Origin of the sequence: Streptomyces sp. NPDC002328 (genome assembly GCF_042890065.1) — a bacterium.
In the GTDB taxonomy this organism is placed as follows: domain Bacteria; phylum Actinomycetota; class Actinomycetes; order Streptomycetales; family Streptomycetaceae; genus Streptomyces.
On sequence record NZ_JBIARQ010000004.1, the window covers coordinates 50417 to 68923 of the forward strand.

Genomic DNA, 18507 nt, shown 5'->3' on the forward strand with positions numbered 1-18507 from the left:
TGCGGTGTCGATCGGCGCCGCCGCCCGCCGGCCGTGCACGGTCGTCGTGTGCCGGGGCTGCTGCTGCGGTGACGCCCGCAAGCACCCCGGCTTCGACCACGCCTGGCAGCTCGACCGGCTGCGCGCGGCGGCCGCCGCGTCCGACGGCGGTTTCCAGGTCCGTACGACGGACTGTCTCGGCCCGTGCGACCAGGCCAACGTGATCGTCGTGCAGCCCTCGGCCGCCGGACGGCGGGCGGGCGGCCGGGCCGTGTGGGTGGGGTTCGCCATGGACGACGACTGCACGGAGGAGATCCTCGGCTGGGCGGCCGCGGGCGGCCCCGGGGTCGCCGAGCCGCCGGTCGCCCTGGAGCTCCAATTCATCGACCCGCCCCGGGGCGCGCGCACGCGCGGACGCCGGTAGGAGGGCGGAGGAAACGGAGGCGCAGCCGCTGTGCACGGACGACCCGGTCCCGACCCGCGCACCCCTCGTATGGCCAGACACGACTGGTGGGGCGTGGTGCTGGAGGCCCCCGACCCGCGGGCGCTCGCCCGCTTCTACGCGGAGCTGCTCGGCTGGGAGATCGCCAAGGAGGACGCCGACGGGGCGGCCGTCGCGCCTCCGGAGGGCATGGGCTACCTGGGCTTCCAGCTCGCGGAGGGCTATGTCCCGCCGGTCTGGCCGGCCCGGGAGGGCGCCCAGCGGATCACCATGCACCTGGACTTCGAGGTCGTGGATCTGCGGGCCGCGGTGGCGCACGCGCGGGAACTGGGCGCGCGGGAGGCGGACCACCAGCCGCAGGACAACGTACGCGTGCTGCTCGACCCGGCGGGCCACCCGTTCTGCCTCTACGTGGACACGGACACGGTGGACACGAACACGGAATAGGCCGCCTCCTCATCGCTGAGAAGACGGCCTCCGACCTGCGTGAAGCTGGTCGGGACGACAGGATTTGAACCTGCGACCCCTTGACCCCCAGTCAAGTGCGCTACCAAGCTGCGCCACGTCCCGTTGCCCGTCTGACCTGGGGTTTCCCCCGGCAGAACGTGCATGGAAACCATACCGCACTCGGGTCGGTGGTCGCGCATCCCTTTACGCGGCCCCGCCGCGCCGCACGGCTCAGCCCTCCGACTGCACCCCCAGTCCCGGATAGGCGTCCAGCAGTCGCGGCGGGGCCGCCTGGCGCCAGGAGTCGGCGAGGATGTCGCGCAGCTCGTCCTCGTCCTCCAGGGCGGCCAGGCGGACGCGGACCCAGGCGAACTGCGCCTCGTGACCGGCGATCCAGAACTTGCCGGGCTCGGCGAGGACCAGTTCGTCGCGCTCCTCCTTCGGGCAGCGCACGGCGAGGGACGTCTCGTCCTCGGGCAGGGTGGCGAACATCTTCGTCCCGACCCGGAACGTGGGCATGCTCCAGGCGATCTTCTCCGTGGTGTCCGGCAGGGACAGGGCGATACGGCGTGCGTCTTCGGCGTCCGGCATGCTTCGCACGGTAGCGGCTGCCACTGACAGTCACCCGGTGACGAAAAGCTCGCGGAGCGGAGCAGGGGTCACGCCGTCTGCGCCCGTGCGGCCTCTCCGAGCGCGTCCAGCACCGGCCGGATCAGCGGGTGCTCCTCCGCGCCGCGCCGTACGGCGGCGAAGACGCGCCGCGTCGGGGCCGCCCCGTCGACCGGGCGGACGACCACGCCGGCGAGGTCCATGCCGCGCAGCGCCGAGCGCGGGACGAGGGCCACGCCGACGTCCGCCGAGGCCAGCGCGACGACGGCGCGGAAGTCGTCCGAGGAGTGTTCCAACCGGGGCTGGAAGCCGGCGTGCTCGCAGGCCAGGACCACCACGTCATGGCAGGGGTTGCCGGGGTACGGGCCGATCCACGGGTCCTTGGCCAGCTCGGCGAGCGGCACCTCGGCGAGGTCGGCGAGACGGTGGCTGACCGGGACCACCGCGTCGAAGGGCTCGGCGTACAGCGGGAGGTGCACGAGGCGCGGGTCGTCGGCGGCGGGGCCGCCTCGGTACTCGACGGCCACGGCGACGTCGACCTGCCGGTCCAGGACCATCGGCAGGCTGGCGTCGCCCTCGGCGTCCTGGACGCGGATCCTTATCCCCGGGGCGGCCCCGGCGAGCCGGGCCACGGCGGGCGCGACGACCAGGGCGATGCCGGTCGCGAACGCGGCGACCGTGACCGTCCCGGCCGCCCCGGAGCCGTACGCGGCCAACTCCGCCTCCGCGCGCTCCAGTTGGGCGAGGACAGCGTGGGTGTGGGCGAGCAGGATCTCACCGGCCGGGGTGAGCCGCACGCCCTTGGTCCCGCGCTCGACCAGCCGATGGCCGGTCTCCTGCTCCAGCGCCGTGAGCTGCTGGGAGACGGCGGAGGGGGTGAGGTACAGCGCGGCGGCAGCCGCCGTCACCGTACGGTGGTCGGCCACCGCCCGAAGAATATGGAGCCGCCGCGCTTCGATCACGCCTCGATTATCGCAAGGTGCGGGAGCGGAATCGCCTACGGCGAGGGACGGGGTGGGGCAGGAGCGCACAAGGCCCCGGCCCCACGCGCTCAGGCGGCCGGCGTCGCCGTCCCGTTCATCTCGTCGCGGGCCGAGATGAACGCGTTCACCGCGCGGTCGACGTCGTCCGTGGAGTGGGCGGCGGAGAGCTGGACGCGGATGCGGGCCTGGCCCTGGGGGACGACCGGGTAGGAGAAGCCGATCACGTACACGCCCCGTTCCAGGAGCAGTTCGGCCAGGCGGCCCGCCTGCGCCGCGTCGCCGATCATGACGGGGGCGATGGGGTGGTCGCCGGGCAGGACGTCGAAGCCCTCCTCCGTCATCCGGCGGCGGAACAGGGCCGTGTTCTCGGCGAGCCGTACGCGCAGGTCGTCGGCCGACTCCAGCAGGTCGAGGACCTTGAGGGAGGCCGCGGCGATCACCGGGGCGAGGGTGTTGGAGAACAGGTACGGGCGGGAGCGCTGGCGCAGCAGGGCGACGATCTCCGCGCGGGCGGCGACATAACCGCCGGAGGCTCCGCCGAGGGCCTTGCCGAGGGTGCCGGTGATGATGTCGACGCGGTCCATGACGCCGTGCAGTTCGGGGGTGCCGCGTCCGCCGGGGCCGGTGAAGCCGACGGCGTGGGAGTCGTCGACCATGACCATGGCGTCGTGGCGGTCGGCGAGGTCGCAGATCTCACGCAACGGGGCGACATAGCCGTCCATGGAGAAGACGCCGTCGGTGACGATCAGCTTCCGGCGGGCCCCGCCCTCCGTCGCCTCCTTCAACTGCCGCTCCAGGTCCGCCAGATCACGGTTGGCGTAGCGGAAGCGGCGCGCCTTGGACAGGCGGATGCCGTCGATGATCGAGGCGTGGTTGAGCGCGTCGGAGATCACCGCGTCCTCGGGGCCGAGCAGGGTCTCGAAGACACCGCCGTTGGCGTCGAAGCAGGAGGAGTACAGGATCGTGTCCTCCTGGCCGAGGAAGGCCGAGAGCCGGGCCTCCAGTTCCTTGTGCACCTCCTGCGTGCCGCAGATGAAGCGCACGGACGCCATGCCGTACCCCCAGCGGTCCAGCGCCTCGTGCGCGGCGGCGATCACCTCGGGATGGTCGGCGAGGCCGAGGTAGTTGTTGGCGCAGAAGTTGAGGACCTCGCCGGGACGCCCGCCGGCGGTGACGGCGACGGTCGCGGACTGCGGGCTGCCGATGACCCGTTCGGGCTTGTGCAGACCGGCGGCGCGGATCTCGTCGAGGGTGGCGCGCAGATCGTCGCGCACGGAGTCGAACATGGGAAAGCTCCTGAAGTGGTCTCGCCGGGAAGGGAGTTACACGGTCACGTGGTCACGGTCACGTGGTCACGGTCACGCGGTCACGGTCACGCGGTCCAGTCGAGGATGACCTTGCCGCCGCGACCGCTCGCCGCGTCCTCGAACGCCGCCTCGTAGTCGCGGTAGCCGTAGCGGCCGGTGATCACGGGGGCGAGGTCGAGACCGCCCTCCAGCAGCACCGACATCGCGTACCAGGTCTCGAACATCTCACGGCCGTAGATGCCCTTGATGGTGATCATCGAGGTGACGATCCGGGCCCAGTCGACGGGGAACTCCTCGGCCGGCAGGCCCAGCATGGCGATCCGGCCGCCGTGCGTCATGTTGGCGATCATGTCGCGCAGCGCCTCGGCGCGGCCGGACATCTCCAGGCCGATGTCGAAGCCCTCGCGCAGCCCCAACTCCCGCTGCCCGTCCGCGATGGACGACCGCGCCACGTTCAGGGCGAGGCTCACGCCGATCTTGCGGGCCAGCTCCAGCCGCTCCTCGCTGACGTCGGTGACGACGACGTTGCGGGCGCCGGCGTGCCGGGCGACGGCGGCGGCCATCAGGCCGATCGGCCCCGCCCCGGTGATCAGGACGTCCTCGCCGACCAGCGGGAAGGACAGCGCGGTGTGGACGGCGTTGCCGAACGGGTCGAAGATCGCCGCCACGTCGAGGTCCACCGGCACCCGGTGCACCCACACGTTGGACGCGGGCAGCACGACGTACTCCGCGAACGCGCCGTCGCGGCCGACGCCGAGGCCGACGGTGGCCCGGCACAGATGGCGGCGGCCGGCCAGACAGTTGCGGCACTTGCCGCAGACGAGGTGCCCCTCGCCGCTGACCCGGTCGCCGACGGCGATCTCCGTGACGTCACGCCCGGTCTCGACGACCTCGCCGACGAACTCGTGTCCGACCACCAGCGGCGTGCTGATCGTCTGCCGCGCCCAGCCGTCCCAGGCCCGGATGTGCAGATCGGTGCCGCAGATGCCGGTGCGCAGCACCTTGATCAGCACATCGCCGGTTCCGACGGCGGGCTCCGGAACGTCCGCGAGCCACAGCCCGGGCTCCGCCTTCTGCTTGACCAGCGCCTTCACGACGGCTCCTGTGGTTCGGCCCCCGGGTCAGGGCACGCCGAAGGGGCCCGTACCGGGGAGAAATGGAATCCCGTAGCAATCTGCCGTACCGCGCGCCCCGGGTCCATCGAGAGTTTCTTAAGCAGATCAACAGCTCCGCTTCACACGGCGGCGGCAAGCCCCTCCGGCGGGCGGCGGCGTCACAGGGGGAGCCCGTCGCTCTCCCGGTGGCACAGCCGTCCGGCGAGGTCGGCGGCGGTCGCCTTGATCGTCTCCAGGCCGCCTCTCCCCCAGGAGCGGGGCGCGAGATCGGCGACGCACACCGTGCCGAGCGCCATGCCGCTCGGGTCGACGACCGGGGCGCCGAGGTAGGAGCGGACGCCGTACGTGTCGACGACCGGGTTGCCCGCGAAGCGCGGGTAGTCGGCGACGTCCTCCAGGACCAGCGCCTTGCGCCGTACGACGACGTGCGGGCAGTACCCGTGGTCGCGGGGCAGGGCGCGGCCGATCTCGGGCTTGCCGCCGCGGGCGGCCCGGCCGCCGGGCGGGGTGTGCAGCCCGGCGAAGAACTGCCGGTCCTCGTCGATGAAGTTGACCATGGCGTACGGAGCGCCGGTCAGCTCGGCGAGACGGTCCGCGAAGGCGTCGAGGGCGGGCTCGGGCCACACCCCGAGGCCGAGTCGGCGCAGTCTTCGGGTGCGGGCGGGAGCTTCCTTGTCCTCGGGGGTGAGCAGCAGTCGACCGGCCGGGCGCGGCGGGTCGTAGCTCATGAGCGGACTCCGTCCCTATAGAGGTGCGACATATACGGCATCGGCGGCTCCGGGTGCGGGTGTGTGCGGGGATCACATGTGGGCGCCGCGGCTGGGCTGAGGCGCCGCCGGCGCGTGGGCGATGAGGTGCCGGACCAGGGTGAGCAGCGTCTGGACGCTGGACGCGGAGATCCGGGCGTCGCAGCGCACGATGGGGACCTGCGGGTCCAGGTCGATGGCGGCGCGCACCTCCTCGGGGTCGTAGCGGTGGGCGCCGTCGAACTCGTTGATCGCGATGATGAAGCCCAGGCCGCGTTCCTCGAAGAAGTCGACGGCCGCGAAGCACTCCTCCAGCCGGCGGGTGTCGGCGAGGATGACCGCGCCGAGGGCGCCCTCGGACAGTTCGTCCCACATGAACCAGAACCGTTCCTGGCCCGGAGTGCCGAACAGGTAGAGGACGTGCTCGGGATCGAGGGTGATACGGCCGAAGTCCATCGCGACGGTCGTCTCGACCTTGTTCTCGATGCCGTCGAGGTTGTCGGTCGCCGCGCTGACCGTGGTGAGCAGCTCCTCGGTGCTGAGCGGCGCGATCTCGCTGACGGCGCCGACGAACGTGGTCTTGCCGACCCCGAACCCGCCCGCGACGAGGATCTTCAGCGCGGTGGGGAAGGGCGCGGGGCGGTCGCCGTAGGCGGGGCTGTTGCCGTTCGCACGGCGGTCGTCGTAGGCGGAGCTGTCGCCGTGCGCGGGGCTGTTGCCGTTCGCGGAGCTGTCGTCGTGGTCAGAGCTGTCGTCGTAGTCCATCGAGCACTGCCTCCAGTAGGGCCCGGTCGGTGGGGATGTGGTGGTACTCGGGTGGCTTGGTGGTCAGCGCCCCGCAGTCGACGAGGTCCGACAGCAGCACCTTGGTGACCACGGCCGGCAGCTTCAGGCAGGCGGCGACCTCGGCGACCGGGACGGGCGCCCGGCACAGGGCGAGGGCCTGCGCGTGCTCGGGGCCCAGATAGCCGAGGGGGGTCGCGCCGGTGGCCCTGACCTGTGACATCAGGTCGAGGGCGACGCTGGGCCGGGTCCGGCCGTTGCTGACCGTGAACGGTCGCACCAGCCGGCCGGCCGCGTCGTCGAGCCAGGGCCCGTCGCCGGCCGCCGCCACGCTCAAGGTCCCGTCACCGACGGTTCGACGGCGTGCTGCCGGGGGGCGGTCGTCAGGTAGGGGCGGACGCTCTTGACGAGCATGGCCATCTCGTAGCCGAGGACGGCGGCGTCGGCCTCGCGGCCGGCGAGGACGGCGAGGCAGGTGCCGGAGCCGGCGGTGGTGACGAACAGCAGGGTCGAGTCGAGCTCGACGACGACCTGGCGCACGTCGCCGCCGTCGCCGAAGCGGACGCCGGCGCTGCGGCCGAGCGAGTACAGGCCGGAGGCCAGGGCCGCCATGTGGTCGGCGCTGTCGTGGTCGAGGCCGTGCACCGACTTGACGAGGCCGTCGCAGGAGAGGAGGACCGCGCTGGTCGTGTGCGGGACGCGCTGCACGAGGCCGCTCATCAGCCAGTCGAGATCGGATACACGGCCGGTCGGCGCTTCGCTCGCCATGGGGGATCGACTCCTTGGGGTACGCGGGTCTGCGGGAGCGGTGGGGGTTCTGGTGGGAATGGGGGTGGGGGTGGGGGTGGGGATGGGGGCGGGGACGGGGATGGGGGCGGGGGTGGTCAGGGTGCTCATCCGGTCGGCGTGCTCCCGTCGTGCCGGCCGATGAGGAACGACGCCGGGCCCGGGGGCGGGGGCGGGGTGGTCGTGGGGTCGGTGTACGGGTCCGGCTCCAGGTCCTCCGGCTTCAGGCTCTGCTGGGCCTCCGCGAGGCCGATGCCGCGCTGGAAGGCGGCCATGAGGCCGGGGTCGTGACCGGCGGGCCGGTCCACGTCCTGGCGGGGGGCCGGGCCGCCGCGCAACTGGGGTGCGATGTGCTCCTGGGCACGGCGGCGGGGCAGCTGCGGCTTGCCCATGGTGCCGCGCACCGCGCCCGAGCGGGGGGTGGGCGCGATGCCCGCGTTCTCCTCCACCACGGGCCGGTCCCCGGGCCGGATCCCGGGCACGGCCTCCGCCGGATTGGGCCGCTCCGCACGAGCCCCGCGCACGGGCAACGGAGCCGGCCCACGACGGCCCGCCCGCGCGGAGGAGGAACCGAGCAGCTCATCACCCACGTCCGTCGGCTGCGCGCGCCCGTGGGCGTGCGCCTGAGACTGCGTGGGAAACGCGCCCTGACCGCCCGCCAGAGCCGACCCCGAGGCCCGGACGTGGGCCTGGGCATCGGCGGCGAGGGGATCCTGAGCCGGGGCGGGGCCGACACCGGGCGCCTGCGCACGGGAATGCCCCTGAGCCCCGCTCGCCCCCTGCCCCGGGGTCACGGTGCCGCCGGCGGCTCCCCCACTGGGGGCCTGCCCCTGCCCTGCCCCCGAAGCGGACGCCGCCACCGAACCGGAGGCGGGCCCCTGAACCCGGGTCGGATGATCGGAAGCGGTGCCCGACGCGGGGCCCGCGACCGAGGCGTGCGGCCCTGCCGAGCCGGGTCCCGCGGCCGAGGCGTGCGGCGTCGCCGAGGGGTGCGTGGTGCTCGCCCGATGAGGAGTGCTCGGCCGTGCCGGGACTGCGGGCGTTGTCGGGGCTGCCGGCGCTGTCGGGACTGTCGGCGCTGTCGGGACTGTCGGCGCTGTCGGGACTGTCGGCGCTGTCGGCGCCGTCGGCGCTGTCGGGACTGTCGGCGCTGTCGGGACTGTCGGCGGATGCGGCGGTAAAGCCGGCGGCCTGCGCCGGACCTGCGGCGCGGCAGGCACCGCCGCTGCCACCGACGGCGACACCCCGCCCCCGGCACCACGACCGGCACCACCCTCGCCCCCACGACCGGCACCGCCCGCGGACCCGCGCTCGGCCCCCTGCCCAACACCACCCGCAGCCCCGCGCCCGACACCCCCCTCGGCCCCCTGCTCGCCCCCGAGACCGACACCACCCCCCACAACCTGCCCGGCCCCGGGCCCGACACCACCCCCCACAACCTGCCCAGCCCTCGACTCCTCCTCCCCCTCCAACAACCCCGCCGCCGACCCCAACAGCGCCTGCGGTACGACGAGAACAGCCTGGACGCCGCCGTAGATGTTGTTCTGGAGGCGGACGCGGATGCCGTGGCGGCGAGCGAGTTGGGAGACGACGTAGAGGCCGATGCGGCCGTCGGCGAGGAGGCGGCCGACGTTGACCTGGTCGGGGTCGGCGAGCAGGGCGTTCATCCGGCTCTGTTCCTCGACGGGCATGCCCAGTCCGCGGTCCTCGACCTCGACGGCGAGCCCCGAGGTGACGAGGTTGGCGCGCAGCAGCACTTGGGTGTGCGGGTTGGAGAACACCGTGGCGTTCTCGACGAGTTCGGCGAGGAGATGGATGACATCCGCGACGGCGTGCCCGCGCAGCTCCCCGGCGATCGGCGGGACGAGCTTGACCCGCGAGTACTGCTCCACCTCGGCGATGGCGGAGCGCAGCACCTCGGTCATGCAGACGGGGTTGCTCCACTGCCGCCGCGAGACGGCCCCGCCGAGCACGGCGAGGTTCTCGGCGTGGCGGCGGATGCGGGTGGCGAGGTGGTCGACGTGGAAGAGGCCCTTGAGCAGGTCGGGGTCCTCGATCTCGCTCTCCAGCTCGTCCAGGATGGAGATCTCGCGGTGCACGAGGGACTGAAGCCGCCGCGCGAGGTTGACGAAGACCTCCAGTTTCTGTTCGCTGCCGGCCTGGCTGGAGAGCTGGGCGGCCTGGACGACCACAGCGACGGCCCCGTCGTGGGCGCGGGCCAGGTCGGCGGCGAGGAGCTCGAAGTCGTCGGCGTCGCCGGGCGGACCGCCCCGCGTCTTGCGCGCGGGCGGGGCCTCGCCGCGGCGCAGTGTGTCGAGCAGGGCGCGCAGGTCGGCCTCGCCGCGCGCGCTGCTCTTGCGCAGGGCGGCAAGGCGGTCGCTGACGGAGCGGGCGGCGCGGTCGGCGGCGACGGCGGCGACGAGGATCCCGACGCCGGTCACCCCGATCGCGCCGGTCAGGACGGCCCACAGGGTGGGGCTGGGCCGGGCGCCGGTGGAGCGCACGGTGAACAGGACGGCCGCGCAGGCGCTGAGGGCGACGGCGGTCGGCGGGAGCACGGCGAGCCGCACGAGCTGCGGCCGTATGTGCGTCTCCACCGGCGAGAGTGCGGGGCGGGCGACCGGCCGTCCGTGCCGTCCGCCCTCGCGGCGGTCTGCGCGTGGGGCGGGTGCGCGGAGGTGAGACATCGGTGACCTCGGTGTCCTCGTACTGTCGGTCCGTCGGGCGTGGTGGCTCGCGCGGGGTGCGCGACACGGGCACGCGCCATCACGGTGTCGGTCGAGAGGGCCGGAAATTCGGCCGCACGTCGCCCGACGGACACTCACAGTAGTCGCCAACGCATCATGTGCGGTGGGCAGTTGACAAAGTCCCCCGGAGAGAGTCCCGCTCTGGTATGAGGCTTCGCACGACAGACCGATAAGGCCCGCAATGCCCTCGTTCTCGGATCACACCGGAACGACGAAGGAACGATCGAGGTCGATCAAAATTGGTCACTGTCGGTGAACGGTCCGCGAGGCGCGCCGCCCGGAGCGCGTCCGGTCCGCCAGATGTCTACGCGCGCCCCGCGGCCGACTCAGCGGTCCCCCGCCAGATCCAGATCGTCGCGGTCCGACGGCGTCGGGGTCGTCTCCGGGCGGTGGGTCCGGCGCCAGGGGCGGGGCAGGGGGGCGGAGACGCCGCGCCACCACGGCTCTGCCGGGATCTTGCCGGTCGGTTCGAACGGTTCTCCGGGCTGGGGGAGCGCCACCGCCTGGCCGGCGTCCTCGGCGGCGTCCTTCGTCCACTCCCCCGGCTCGGCCCACGGGTGCATGGCCAGGTTGAAGGTGCCCCAGTGGATGGGCAGCAGCACGCCCGCCGGTTCGCCGCCCTGGAGGTCGAGGTGGGCGCGGACGCCCTCCTCCGGGAGCATGTGGATGTCGGGCCAGAACTCGGAGTACGCGCCGATCTGGATCATCGTGGCGTCGAACGGGCCGTGCTCCGCGCCGATCTCGCGGAAGCCGTCGAAGTAGCCGGTGTCACCGCTGTGGTAGATCCGGTGCTCGTCGCCCGCGACGACCCAGGAGGCCCACAGGGTGTGCTGCGTGTTGCGCAGACCCCGGCCGCAGAAGTGGCGGGCCGGGGTGGCGGTGAGGGTGAGTCCGCCGACCTTGGTCGCCTCGTGCCAGTCCAGCTCGCGCAGCCGGTCCGCGGAGACGCCCCAGTGTTCGAGGTGGGCGCCGACGCCGAGCGGCACCGCGAACAGCGTGTCGGTGCCGGCCAGCGCCTTGATCGTGGGCAGGTCCAGGTGGTCGTAGTGGTCGTGCGAGATGACGACGACGTCGACCGGACCCAGGGCGGCGAGCGGCAGCGGAACCGGGTGCAGCCGCTTCGGTCCCGCGAAGGGGAAGGGGGAGCAGCGCTCGCCCCAGACCGGGTCGAAGAGCACCCGGTGCCCGTCGATCTCCGCGAGCACGCTGGAGTGGCCCAGCCAGGTCAGCCGCAGGCCCGTGGCGGCCGGCTTCGCCAGGTCGGCGAGCGTGGTGGCGTGGACGGGGAGCGTGCCGACCGGGGCGCGGCGGGTGCGGGTGTTCTTGTCGAGGAACGCCTTCGCCAGGTCGAGCGTGGAGCCCGAGGGGCGGGTGCGCGCCGGGCCGCCGGGGTTCTGGAAGACGCCGTCCTTGAAGTGGGGCGATCTGCGGATGCGCGCCAGGCGCTCACCGCTCGGGTCCGCGCCGAAGGCCTCGGGCTGCAACGCGCGGAGCCCGGAGCTCGGGGAACGGAAACCGGCCACGGTACCTCCAGGTGGAGTCGCTGAGGATTCCATTATGGTCGGCCCCTACGACAACGCCGGACCGGCCTCGGCACAGGACCCCGGCACCGCGTTGACACAGCGCCCTCCGACTCCCGATACTGACCTGCCGTTCAGTAGAGGCCCAGGTCGAGGAGCCCGTATGACCACCCCCGCGACCGTCCCCACGACCACCCCCGCGACCGCCCCCTTGCTGTCCCTCACCTGGACCGACGACCTCACCGGCCGCCAGGGCTTCCTGGTGGTCGACCGGCTCGTGCGCGGCGTGTGCAGCGGCGGGCTGCGGATGCGGGCGGGCTGCACCCTGGACGAGGTGACCGGCCTCGCCCGCGGCATGAGCCTCAAGGAGGCCCTGCACTACGACCCCGAGGCCCGTTACGTCCCCCTCGGCGGCGCCAAGGGCGGCGTCGACTGCGATCCGCGGGACCCGGAGGCATACGGGCTGCTGGTGCGGTATCTGCGGGCGGTGCGGCCGTACGTCGAGAGCTGCTGGACCACCGGCGAGGATCTGGGGCTCACCCAGGACGTCGTGGACCGGGCCGCCGCCGAGGCGGGGCTCGTGTCGTCGGTGCAGGCCGTCTATCCGCTGCTCGACGACGAGGACGCGGCCCGACGGCGGCTCGCCGACGCCTTCGCCGTCGAGGTGGACGGCATCGGCCTGGACGAGCTGGTCGGCGGCTGCGGAGTGGCCGAGTCGGTGCTCACGGCCCTGGACCGGGACGGCGTGGCGTACGCCGGGACGCGGGTCGCGCTCCAGGGGCTGGGCACCATGGGCGGGGCCACCGCGCGGTTCCTCACACGCGCGGGGCTGACGGTGGTCGCCGTCGCCGACGTCAAGGGGACGATCGCCAACCCGGCGGGCCTGGACGTGGAGGCGCTGCTCGCCGCGCGGGACGCGCATGGCACCGTCGACCGCGCCGTCCTGCGCCGCGACGACCGCGAACTGCCGGGCGACGCCTGGCTCTCCGTCGACGCGGAGGTGCTGGTGCCCGCGGCGGTGTCGTACGCGATCGGGGTCGAGGAGCAGGAGCGGATCACCGCGCGGTGGATCGCCGAGGCCGCCAACATGCCGGTCCTGCCCGAGGCGGAGGAGCTGCTCCACGCGCGCGGGGTGCGCGTGCTGCCGGACGTCGTGGCCAACTCCGGGACGAACGCCTGGTGGTGGTGGACGCTCTTCGGCGACATCGGCGCGGACGCCGACGAGGCCTTCGCCCACACGCGCCGGTCGATGCGCGCGCTGGTCGAACTGGTCCTCGCGCGCGCGGAGGCCGACGGCACGACGCCCCGGGCCGCGGCCCACGCCATCGCCGCGCAGCGCCTGCCGGCGATCACGGAACGGTTCGGCAGCCGGCGCTGAGGCGGGGTGCCCCCTGGGAGCGTGCGGGGCGGCCATGAGCGCGTCGGCGCAGGTCACGGGGGCTGTGTAGGGTTGCCGCGTGGCGAGAGTGCGGTTGAGCGTGGCCGAGCGGCGCGAGGAGTTGCTGCGGGCGGCCATCGAGCAGATCGAGGCGCGGGGCGTCGCGGCGGTCAGGATCGCCGACGTGGCCGCCGCGCTCGGCGTGAGCAACGCGCTCGTGCTCTACCACTTCGAGACCAAGGAGAAACTGGTCGCCGCCGCCTTCGCCTACGCCGCCGAGGACGATCTCGCCCGGCTGCGCAAGCTGCTCGGCCGCCGCGCCACCGCCCTGCGCCGGCTGCGGTCCGCCGTGCGCTGGTACGCGCCCACGGGCCAGGCCAAGGGCTGGCGGCTGTGGATAGAGGGCTGGGCGGTGTCGCTGCGCGAGCCCGCGCTGCGGGAGGTCGCCCGCGACCTCGACCGGCAGTGGAAGGCGGCGCTGTCCGAGGTGATCGCCGAGGGCGTGGCCGCGGGCGAGTTCCGCTGCCCCGACCCGTCCGGCACCGCCCTGCGCCTGACCGCCCTGCTCGACGGCCTCGCCGTCCAACTGACGTCCTACCAGGGCGCGGTGTCGCGGGCCAAGGCCCAGGAGTGGGTCGAGGACGCGCTCGTCCGCGAGCTCGGCCTGCCGTCGGCTCACTGAGCCACGCCGGTCCGCCGACGGCTGGACGCCGGGGACCGGCGCGCCGCTGCCGCACCACCGTCGACCCGCCCGCCGACCGGGACTCCGCGCACGGCGCGCACCTGGGCCTCGGGCGGGGCGGCGACACGTACCGGGGCACCGCCGACGGGACCCGGCTGACGCCGGTGAACCGGCTGCGTCCGGTGGTCGGCCTCGGCACCGGTCCGCTGCGGCTCGGCGGCAACGTCATCGAGGTCGAGGTGGCGGCACCGCCCGGGGGAAGGGGCGCGTCCGTCAGGTCAGTTCGTAGACCGCCGTCACGGTCGCCGTCGTCCGGACCACGCCCGGTGCGACGGGCACCCCGCCGGCGGCGCCGAGCGCGTCCGCGGCCGGTGCCATGGGACGGGCGGAAGCGACGGGGCCCTCGCTGAGGGAGACGAGGCGGCCGAGGCGGTGGCCGCTGAGTTCGGCGTACTGCTGGGCCTTGTCGTGGGCGTCGTCGTGGGCGGCCCGGCGGGCGCGGGCCTGGAGCGGGGCCGGGTCGGACACCTCGAAGACGACGGAGCCGATGCGTCCGGCCTCGCCGGTGGCGTCGGTGATCGCCTGGAGCACCGCGCCGGTCCGCTCCACGTCCCGCACCTTCACGGAGAAGGACTGCGTCGCCTCGTAGCCCTTCAGCCGGGCGGCGCCGTCCGGGTAGTCGTAGACGGGGTTGAGGGCCACGTTCTCGGTACGCACGTCCCGGTCGGCGACGCCCTGTGCGTGGACGGCCTCCAGCAGCGCCCGTGCCGCCCGGGACTGCGCGTCCACGGCCCGCTGCGGGGTCGGGGCGGTGGCCTCGACGCTCGCCGCGACGACCGCGAGATCGGGAGCGGCGCTCGCGCTGCCCTCACCGGTCACGGTGACGGTCCCGGCGGAAGCCTCGGTGTGGGCCGGCACGGCAGACAGGGCCGGCGCGGCGAGGTGGCCGGGCGCGGCGGCCGACGCGGGCACGGCGACGACGGCCGGGACGACCAGGGCGAGCAGGGCCGCGCCGGCGGCGACGGCCGCACGGCGGGAGAGGCGGAGCCGCCGGGACGGGCCGAGCCGGTGCGGCGGGTGGGGAAGGGACATGCGGAACGTCCTTCGGGGCTGGGGGGACGGTGTGCGGTCATCCCAGCACCCGGCCCGGCCCGCGCGGCCGCACCACTCCCGTGTGCTCACCTCACTGGTGGAGCGTGGAGCGGCGGGCCGCGCGCCCGGAGGGCTCACCCCGACCGGCGCGTCACGCCACCGAGGCGATCCACGACTTGATGTCGTCCGGCGACAGCGCGCCCTTGGCCGTGATGTGGTCCCCGGACGACTCCCCGCGCAGCCGGCGGCCGATCCACGGCACCAGGTACTCGCGGGCCCAGTGGACGTCGTCGCGGCGGACGTCGAGAGCGCCGCGGGGCGGGAGCGGCGGCCAGGCCTGCTCCGGGTCGGCCGGGATCTCCAGGCCGAGGGCCTGCCCGGCGCGCAGCGCCACGCGCGTGTGCCCCTCCGGGGAGAGGTGGAGCCGGTCGTGGTCCCAGGCCCGGCGGTCCTGGACGGACCTCAGGGACCACAGGTCCAGCACGGGACAACCGTAGCGGTCGGCGATGGCGCGCACATGTCCGTTGTAGGTGGCGATCTTGCCGCGCAGGTGCTTGAGGACGGGGACGCCACGGGTGTCGAAGCCGGTCGTCACCATGACCGTGCCGGACACGGCGGTGAGTTCGGCGATCGCCCGCTCGAAACGCTCGGCGACCTCGTCGGGGTCGGTGCCGGGGCGGAGGATGTCGTTGCCGCCCGCACAGAAGGAGACGAGGTCGGGCGCGAGCTCGACGGCCCTGGGCAGCTGGTCGGCCATGATCTGGTCGAGCAGCTTGCCGCGCACCGCGAGGTTCGCGTACCTGAAGTCGCCTTCCGGGCGCCGGTCTGCGAGGAGTACCGCGAACCGGTCGGCCCAGCCGACGAACGCCCCGTCGGGCCCGGGGTCGCCGACGCCCTCGGTGAAGCTGTCCCCCACCGCCACGTACGACCCGATCACTGATCTGCTGTCACTCTTCGAATCGTCTGCCACAACAGGGCATGATTCACCTTCGAATGTGACCTACGCGACCGTAGGCAAGGGTTGACGGACGGTGAGATAAGACACCCTTAAAGAGTTTGCCAATCGGGGAATAGCGTCCCTCACCGCCCCCGCCGGGTGGACCACACCCGGAAGTCGTTGATCCGGAAGTGGCTCCAGGTGGTGCGGAAGGCGAAGTGCCCGCCGGTGTAGGGCTCGGGGTCGACGTGGTCGAAGACCAGCCGCCCGTTGTTCCACCACCGCACGGTGGACCCGTCGGAGACGATGCGGACGTGGTTCGGCTCGTTGGCGACGAGCAGCGGCTCGGTGTAGTCGTACAGCAGCGGCCGCTCCCCCGGCCAGCCGACGTAGCGGCGCAGCCGGGTGGTGGTGTTGGTGTTCGCGCCGTAGCCGACGTAGTACGTCCTGAGGTTGTCGTACTCCGCGAGCGCGCCGCCCCTCGGGGTGGCGAAGAGGTCGTCCGGGGAGCGGGCGTCGACGGCGTTCCAGAAGTTGTTGAGGTCGGAGACGCGGTCGTTGACGCCGCCCGCGGAGACGGGGGTGGCGGTGTACTCCAGGACGTACGGTCCTTCGAGCCGCTGGCGGAACCAGATGGTCGCGCCGGCGGGCACGTCGACCTCCAGGGTGCCCCGGGAGGCGGTGACGGTGCCGCCCTTCTCCAGTTCCACGGCCCACCGGCGCAGTCCGTGCCGGAAGTCGTCGTGGGCGAGGAGCCGGCGATGCCGGGGCGCGCCGTGGCCGGCGGCCGTGCTCGCGGCGGCGGTGTGCGCGGGGGCGAGGGCGGCCAGGGCCGCGCCGGCGGCCAGGGCGCCGAAGGCTCTACGCGTGGTCGTCATGGGAGACGGCTCCTTCAGGGGTCGTGATCGCGGGCCTGGGGACACGCCGTGTCTCGGCGCCCAGGTAGTAGTCGGTGTACGTGGACTGGAGGTAGCCGCGCACGGTCCAGCCCAGTCGGTACGCGGGGTTCTGGGCCAGCGTGTAGAAGCGCGTCCGCGTGGGCTCGGTGGTGGTGTAGAGGCGCAGCGCGGTGTGGTCGGCGGTCTCGGCGAGGATCTCCTCGCGCCAGTCGCCGACGAGATCGCCGTAGAAGGGGGTGGCGTTGCGCGCGCCGGAGACCACTCCGGCCGGTTCGAAGATCCTGGTGCTGGTCTCGGTCGCCGGGTCCCACTTCTCGACGTGGGTGAAGTCGAGCAGTTCTGACGCTTTGTCACCGTCCCACCAGATGCGGAAGTTGACGCTGGGCGTGGTGGTGGACACCTTGCCGTCGCGAACGTTGAAGACGCCCGCGCCGGGCCGGGTGACGTCGGCGGTGGAGGTCCAGTACTCGTAGCCCGGGTGCCCGGGGTCGATGTCGGCGGCGTTGCCGCGCCCGGTGTCCAGGTCGGCGTCGCTCACCGGGTCCGCCGGGTGCGCGCCGGTGACGAGCCGCTCGCCGGTGTCCGCGTCGTAGTAGTACCAGGGGAACGCGGAGACGACGCCCAGCTCCGACTGCTGGATGGCGAAGCCCTCCAGGCCGGGCCGGGCGGGGTCGAGGTCGGCGATGTCGAAGCGGTCCCCGTGGATGGCGCGGTCGACGACATAGCGGAGGGTGCCGTCGCTGTTGACGACGTAGTTGCCGTCGGCGATCTCGTCCTTGCCGTCCTGGTCGACATCGACGGTGCGGATCTGGTGGAAGCTGCTCGCGCCGGCGGCCGGGTCGACGACGTGCTTCCAACGGCGGGTCAGCTCGGTGCCGTTGAAGTCCCAGGTCTGGAAGAGGATGCGGAACGCGCCGCGGCGGGCGCCGACGCGGGTCACCAACTTGGTCACGAGCGAGGGGCGTTCGCCGTCGAGGTAGGCGATGCCGAAGTGGCCGCCGGAGGGGCCGTCGGCGGTGAAGTCGTCGGGGACGGGCTGCCGGGTGCGTTCGGCGCCGGTCGCGCCGTCGATGACCGACACGAACTGGTCGGCGGGCGAAGGGGATTCGACTTTCGCGCCGTCGGCGAACGTGGTCCCGGCGGCGGTGTGCGCGAGCACCTCCGCCCTTCCGTCGCCGTCGAGGTCGTACACGGTGACGTTGTCGTCGTTGCGGTAGCCGCCGATGGGCGTGGAGCCGCTGATCGCCGCCGGGGCCGGGTCGTTGGCGCCGTTCCCGCCGGCCTGGGTGTAGGAGCCGGGGCCGAGGTCGACGCGCCAGAGCCGCTCGCCCGCGAGGCTGTACGCCTCCAGCAGGTCGGGCCGGTCCCGGGTCCCGGACAGCCGGCTGACGACGAGTTCGTAGCGTCCGTCGCCGTCGAGGTCGCCGGGCCAGGCGTGCTGGACGGTGTAGCCGTCGGCGGCGGCGAGCGGGATCTCGGCGTAGCCGTCGGTCCAGCGCAGGGCGGGCGAACTCGGCCTGCTCTCCCGTCCGTCGATCACCGTGCGCACGGTGTAGACGCCGGTCCCCCGGGTGTCGTCCTGGTACGTGGTCGACTTCCGGACGGGCTCGCGGTTGAGGCGGCGGCCGTTCTTGTACACGTTGAAGGCGATGGCGTCGCCGTGGTGCGCGTACTCGGTGCCGAGGAGGCGCCAGCTGAGGAACACGCCCTTCCCGGACGGCACGGCGACCAGGCCCCGGTCCAGGTCCTCGACGGTCCTGCGCGGCTGCTCGGCGGCCCCGGGCGACCGCTCGGCGGCCTGACCGACCGGCGCGGCGACGAGCCCGGCGAGCAGGGCCACGGCGGTGGCGGCGGCGGAGAGGGCGACTCCCCTGGCGGCGATTCCCCTGGCGGCGGTGCCTCTGGCGACGGTGCTTCTGGCGACGGTGCTTCTGGCGACGGTGCCTCTGGTGACGGTGTGTCGGTCGACGCCGGACACGGGGACCTCCATAGGGCGTTGGAGAGCGGTGAAGGTGGAGGGAAAGCGCTTGCTCGTCAGCTGACGGAGATCACTGT

Annotated in this window: 17 protein-coding genes, 1 tRNA gene and 1 pseudogene; 4 read left to right on the forward strand and 15 right to left on the reverse strand. The window is 73.5% G+C overall.

Features of this window, described 5'->3' with window-relative positions; genetic code table 11:
- The first annotated feature begins 10 nt into the window (after positions 1–10).
- Entirely contained in the window at positions 11–403 is a 393-nt protein-coding gene (locus tag ACFYX4_RS12705) for a (2Fe-2S) ferredoxin domain-containing protein (protein ID WP_389331688.1), read from the forward strand.
- Between the two features lie 69 nt (positions 404–472).
- Positions 473–868 carry a VOC family protein gene (locus tag ACFYX4_RS12710; protein WP_389330412.1) on the forward strand — a complete coding sequence of 132 codons (396 nt, stop codon included), beginning with the start codon at positions 473–475 and terminating at the stop codon, positions 866–868.
- 46 nt (positions 869–914) lie between these two features.
- Here the strand turns inward: ACFYX4_RS12710 and ACFYX4_RS12715 are convergent.
- The 11 genes and pseudogenes from ACFYX4_RS12715 to ACFYX4_RS12765 all read right to left on the reverse strand — a co-directional run bounded on the left by ACFYX4_RS12715 (position 915) and on the right by ACFYX4_RS12765 (position 11467).
- A tRNA-Pro gene (locus ACFYX4_RS12715) sits at positions 915–991 on the reverse strand.
- 108 nt (positions 992–1099) lie between these two features.
- Entirely contained in the window at positions 1100–1459 is a 360-nt protein-coding gene (locus ACFYX4_RS12720) for an MmcQ/YjbR family DNA-binding protein (protein ID WP_389330415.1), read from the reverse strand.
- A 68-nt stretch (positions 1460–1527) separates the two neighbouring features.
- Positions 1528–2439, reverse strand: coding sequence for a LysR family transcriptional regulator (locus ACFYX4_RS12725; RefSeq protein ID WP_389330418.1), 912 nt, complete (start codon positions 2437–2439; stop codon positions 1528–1530).
- Positions 2440–2528: 89 nt separating this feature from the next.
- Positions 2529–3746, reverse strand: a complete 1218-nt coding sequence (locus ACFYX4_RS12730; protein WP_389330421.1) for a glycine C-acetyltransferase — start codon at positions 3744–3746, stop codon at positions 2529–2531.
- Positions 3747–3832: 86 nt separating this feature from the next.
- Positions 3833–4861 (reverse strand): L-threonine 3-dehydrogenase, encoded by a 1029-nt coding sequence (tdh, locus tag ACFYX4_RS12735; protein ID WP_389330424.1) that lies wholly within the window; start codon positions 4859–4861, stop codon positions 3833–3835.
- 179 nt (positions 4862–5040) lie between these two features.
- Positions 5041–5610, reverse strand: a complete 570-nt coding sequence (locus ACFYX4_RS12740; RefSeq protein ID WP_389330427.1) for a GAF domain-containing protein — start codon at positions 5608–5610, stop codon at positions 5041–5043.
- Positions 5611–5682: 72 nt separating this feature from the next.
- Positions 5683–6393, reverse strand: a complete 711-nt coding sequence (locus ACFYX4_RS12745) for an ATP/GTP-binding protein (protein ID WP_389330430.1) — start codon at positions 6391–6393, stop codon at positions 5683–5685.
- Positions 6371–6742 carry a DUF742 domain-containing protein gene (locus tag ACFYX4_RS12750; protein WP_389331691.1) on the reverse strand — a complete coding sequence of 124 codons (372 nt, stop codon included), beginning with the start codon at positions 6740–6742 and terminating at the stop codon, positions 6371–6373. Before ACFYX4_RS12750 ends, ACFYX4_RS12745 begins: the two co-directional genes overlap by 23 nt.
- A gap of 2 nt (positions 6743–6744) precedes the next feature.
- Complete coding sequence (locus tag ACFYX4_RS12755) at positions 6745–7179, reverse strand: roadblock/LC7 domain-containing protein (RefSeq protein WP_389330433.1); 435 nt, start codon at positions 7177–7179, stop codon at positions 6745–6747.
- Positions 7180–8672: 1493 nt separating this feature from the next.
- A pseudogene (locus ACFYX4_RS12760) lies at positions 8673–9884 on the reverse strand (sensor histidine kinase); the annotation flags it as partial.
- A 386-nt stretch (positions 9885–10270) separates the two neighbouring features.
- Positions 10271–11467, reverse strand: a complete 1197-nt coding sequence (locus tag ACFYX4_RS12765) for an MBL fold metallo-hydrolase (RefSeq protein WP_389330436.1) — start codon at positions 11465–11467, stop codon at positions 10271–10273.
- A 160-nt stretch (positions 11468–11627) separates the two neighbouring features.
- Between ACFYX4_RS12765 and ACFYX4_RS12770 the strand changes: the two genes are divergently transcribed.
- Together ACFYX4_RS12770 and ACFYX4_RS12775 are read left to right on the forward strand one after the other, a co-directional pair.
- On the forward strand, positions 11628–12842 hold the full coding sequence (locus ACFYX4_RS12770; RefSeq protein WP_389330439.1) for a Glu/Leu/Phe/Val dehydrogenase dimerization domain-containing protein: 1215 nt from the start codon (positions 11628–11630) through the stop codon (positions 12840–12842).
- A gap of 79 nt (positions 12843–12921) precedes the next feature.
- A complete protein-coding gene (locus ACFYX4_RS12775; RefSeq protein ID WP_389330441.1) occupies positions 12922–13524 on the forward strand; it encodes a TetR/AcrR family transcriptional regulator in 603 nt (200 codons plus the stop codon).
- 273 nt (positions 13525–13797) lie between these two features.
- Here ACFYX4_RS12775 and ACFYX4_RS12780 read toward each other — a convergent pair whose 3' ends face one another.
- The 4 genes from ACFYX4_RS12780 to ACFYX4_RS12795 all read right to left on the reverse strand — a co-directional run bounded on the left by ACFYX4_RS12780 (position 13798) and on the right by ACFYX4_RS12795 (position 18430).
- The gene (locus tag ACFYX4_RS12780) at positions 13798–14616 is read right to left on the reverse strand and encodes an SIMPL domain-containing protein (RefSeq protein ID WP_389330444.1); all 819 of its coding nucleotides are present in this window, start codon (positions 14614–14616) and stop codon (positions 13798–13800) included.
- A gap of 151 nt (positions 14617–14767) precedes the next feature.
- Positions 14768–15553, reverse strand: coding sequence for an SGNH/GDSL hydrolase family protein (locus tag ACFYX4_RS12785; RefSeq protein WP_389330447.1), 786 nt, complete (start codon positions 15551–15553; stop codon positions 14768–14770).
- A 143-nt stretch (positions 15554–15696) separates the two neighbouring features.
- Positions 15697–16431 (reverse strand): DUF6250 domain-containing protein, encoded by a 735-nt coding sequence (locus ACFYX4_RS12790; RefSeq protein WP_389330450.1) that lies wholly within the window; start codon positions 16429–16431, stop codon positions 15697–15699.
- Positions 16415–18430, reverse strand: coding sequence for a hypothetical protein (locus ACFYX4_RS12795; RefSeq protein WP_389330453.1), 2016 nt, complete (start codon positions 18428–18430; stop codon positions 16415–16417). Before ACFYX4_RS12795 ends, ACFYX4_RS12790 begins: the two co-directional genes overlap by 17 nt.
- Positions 18431–18507 lie beyond the last annotated feature (77 nt).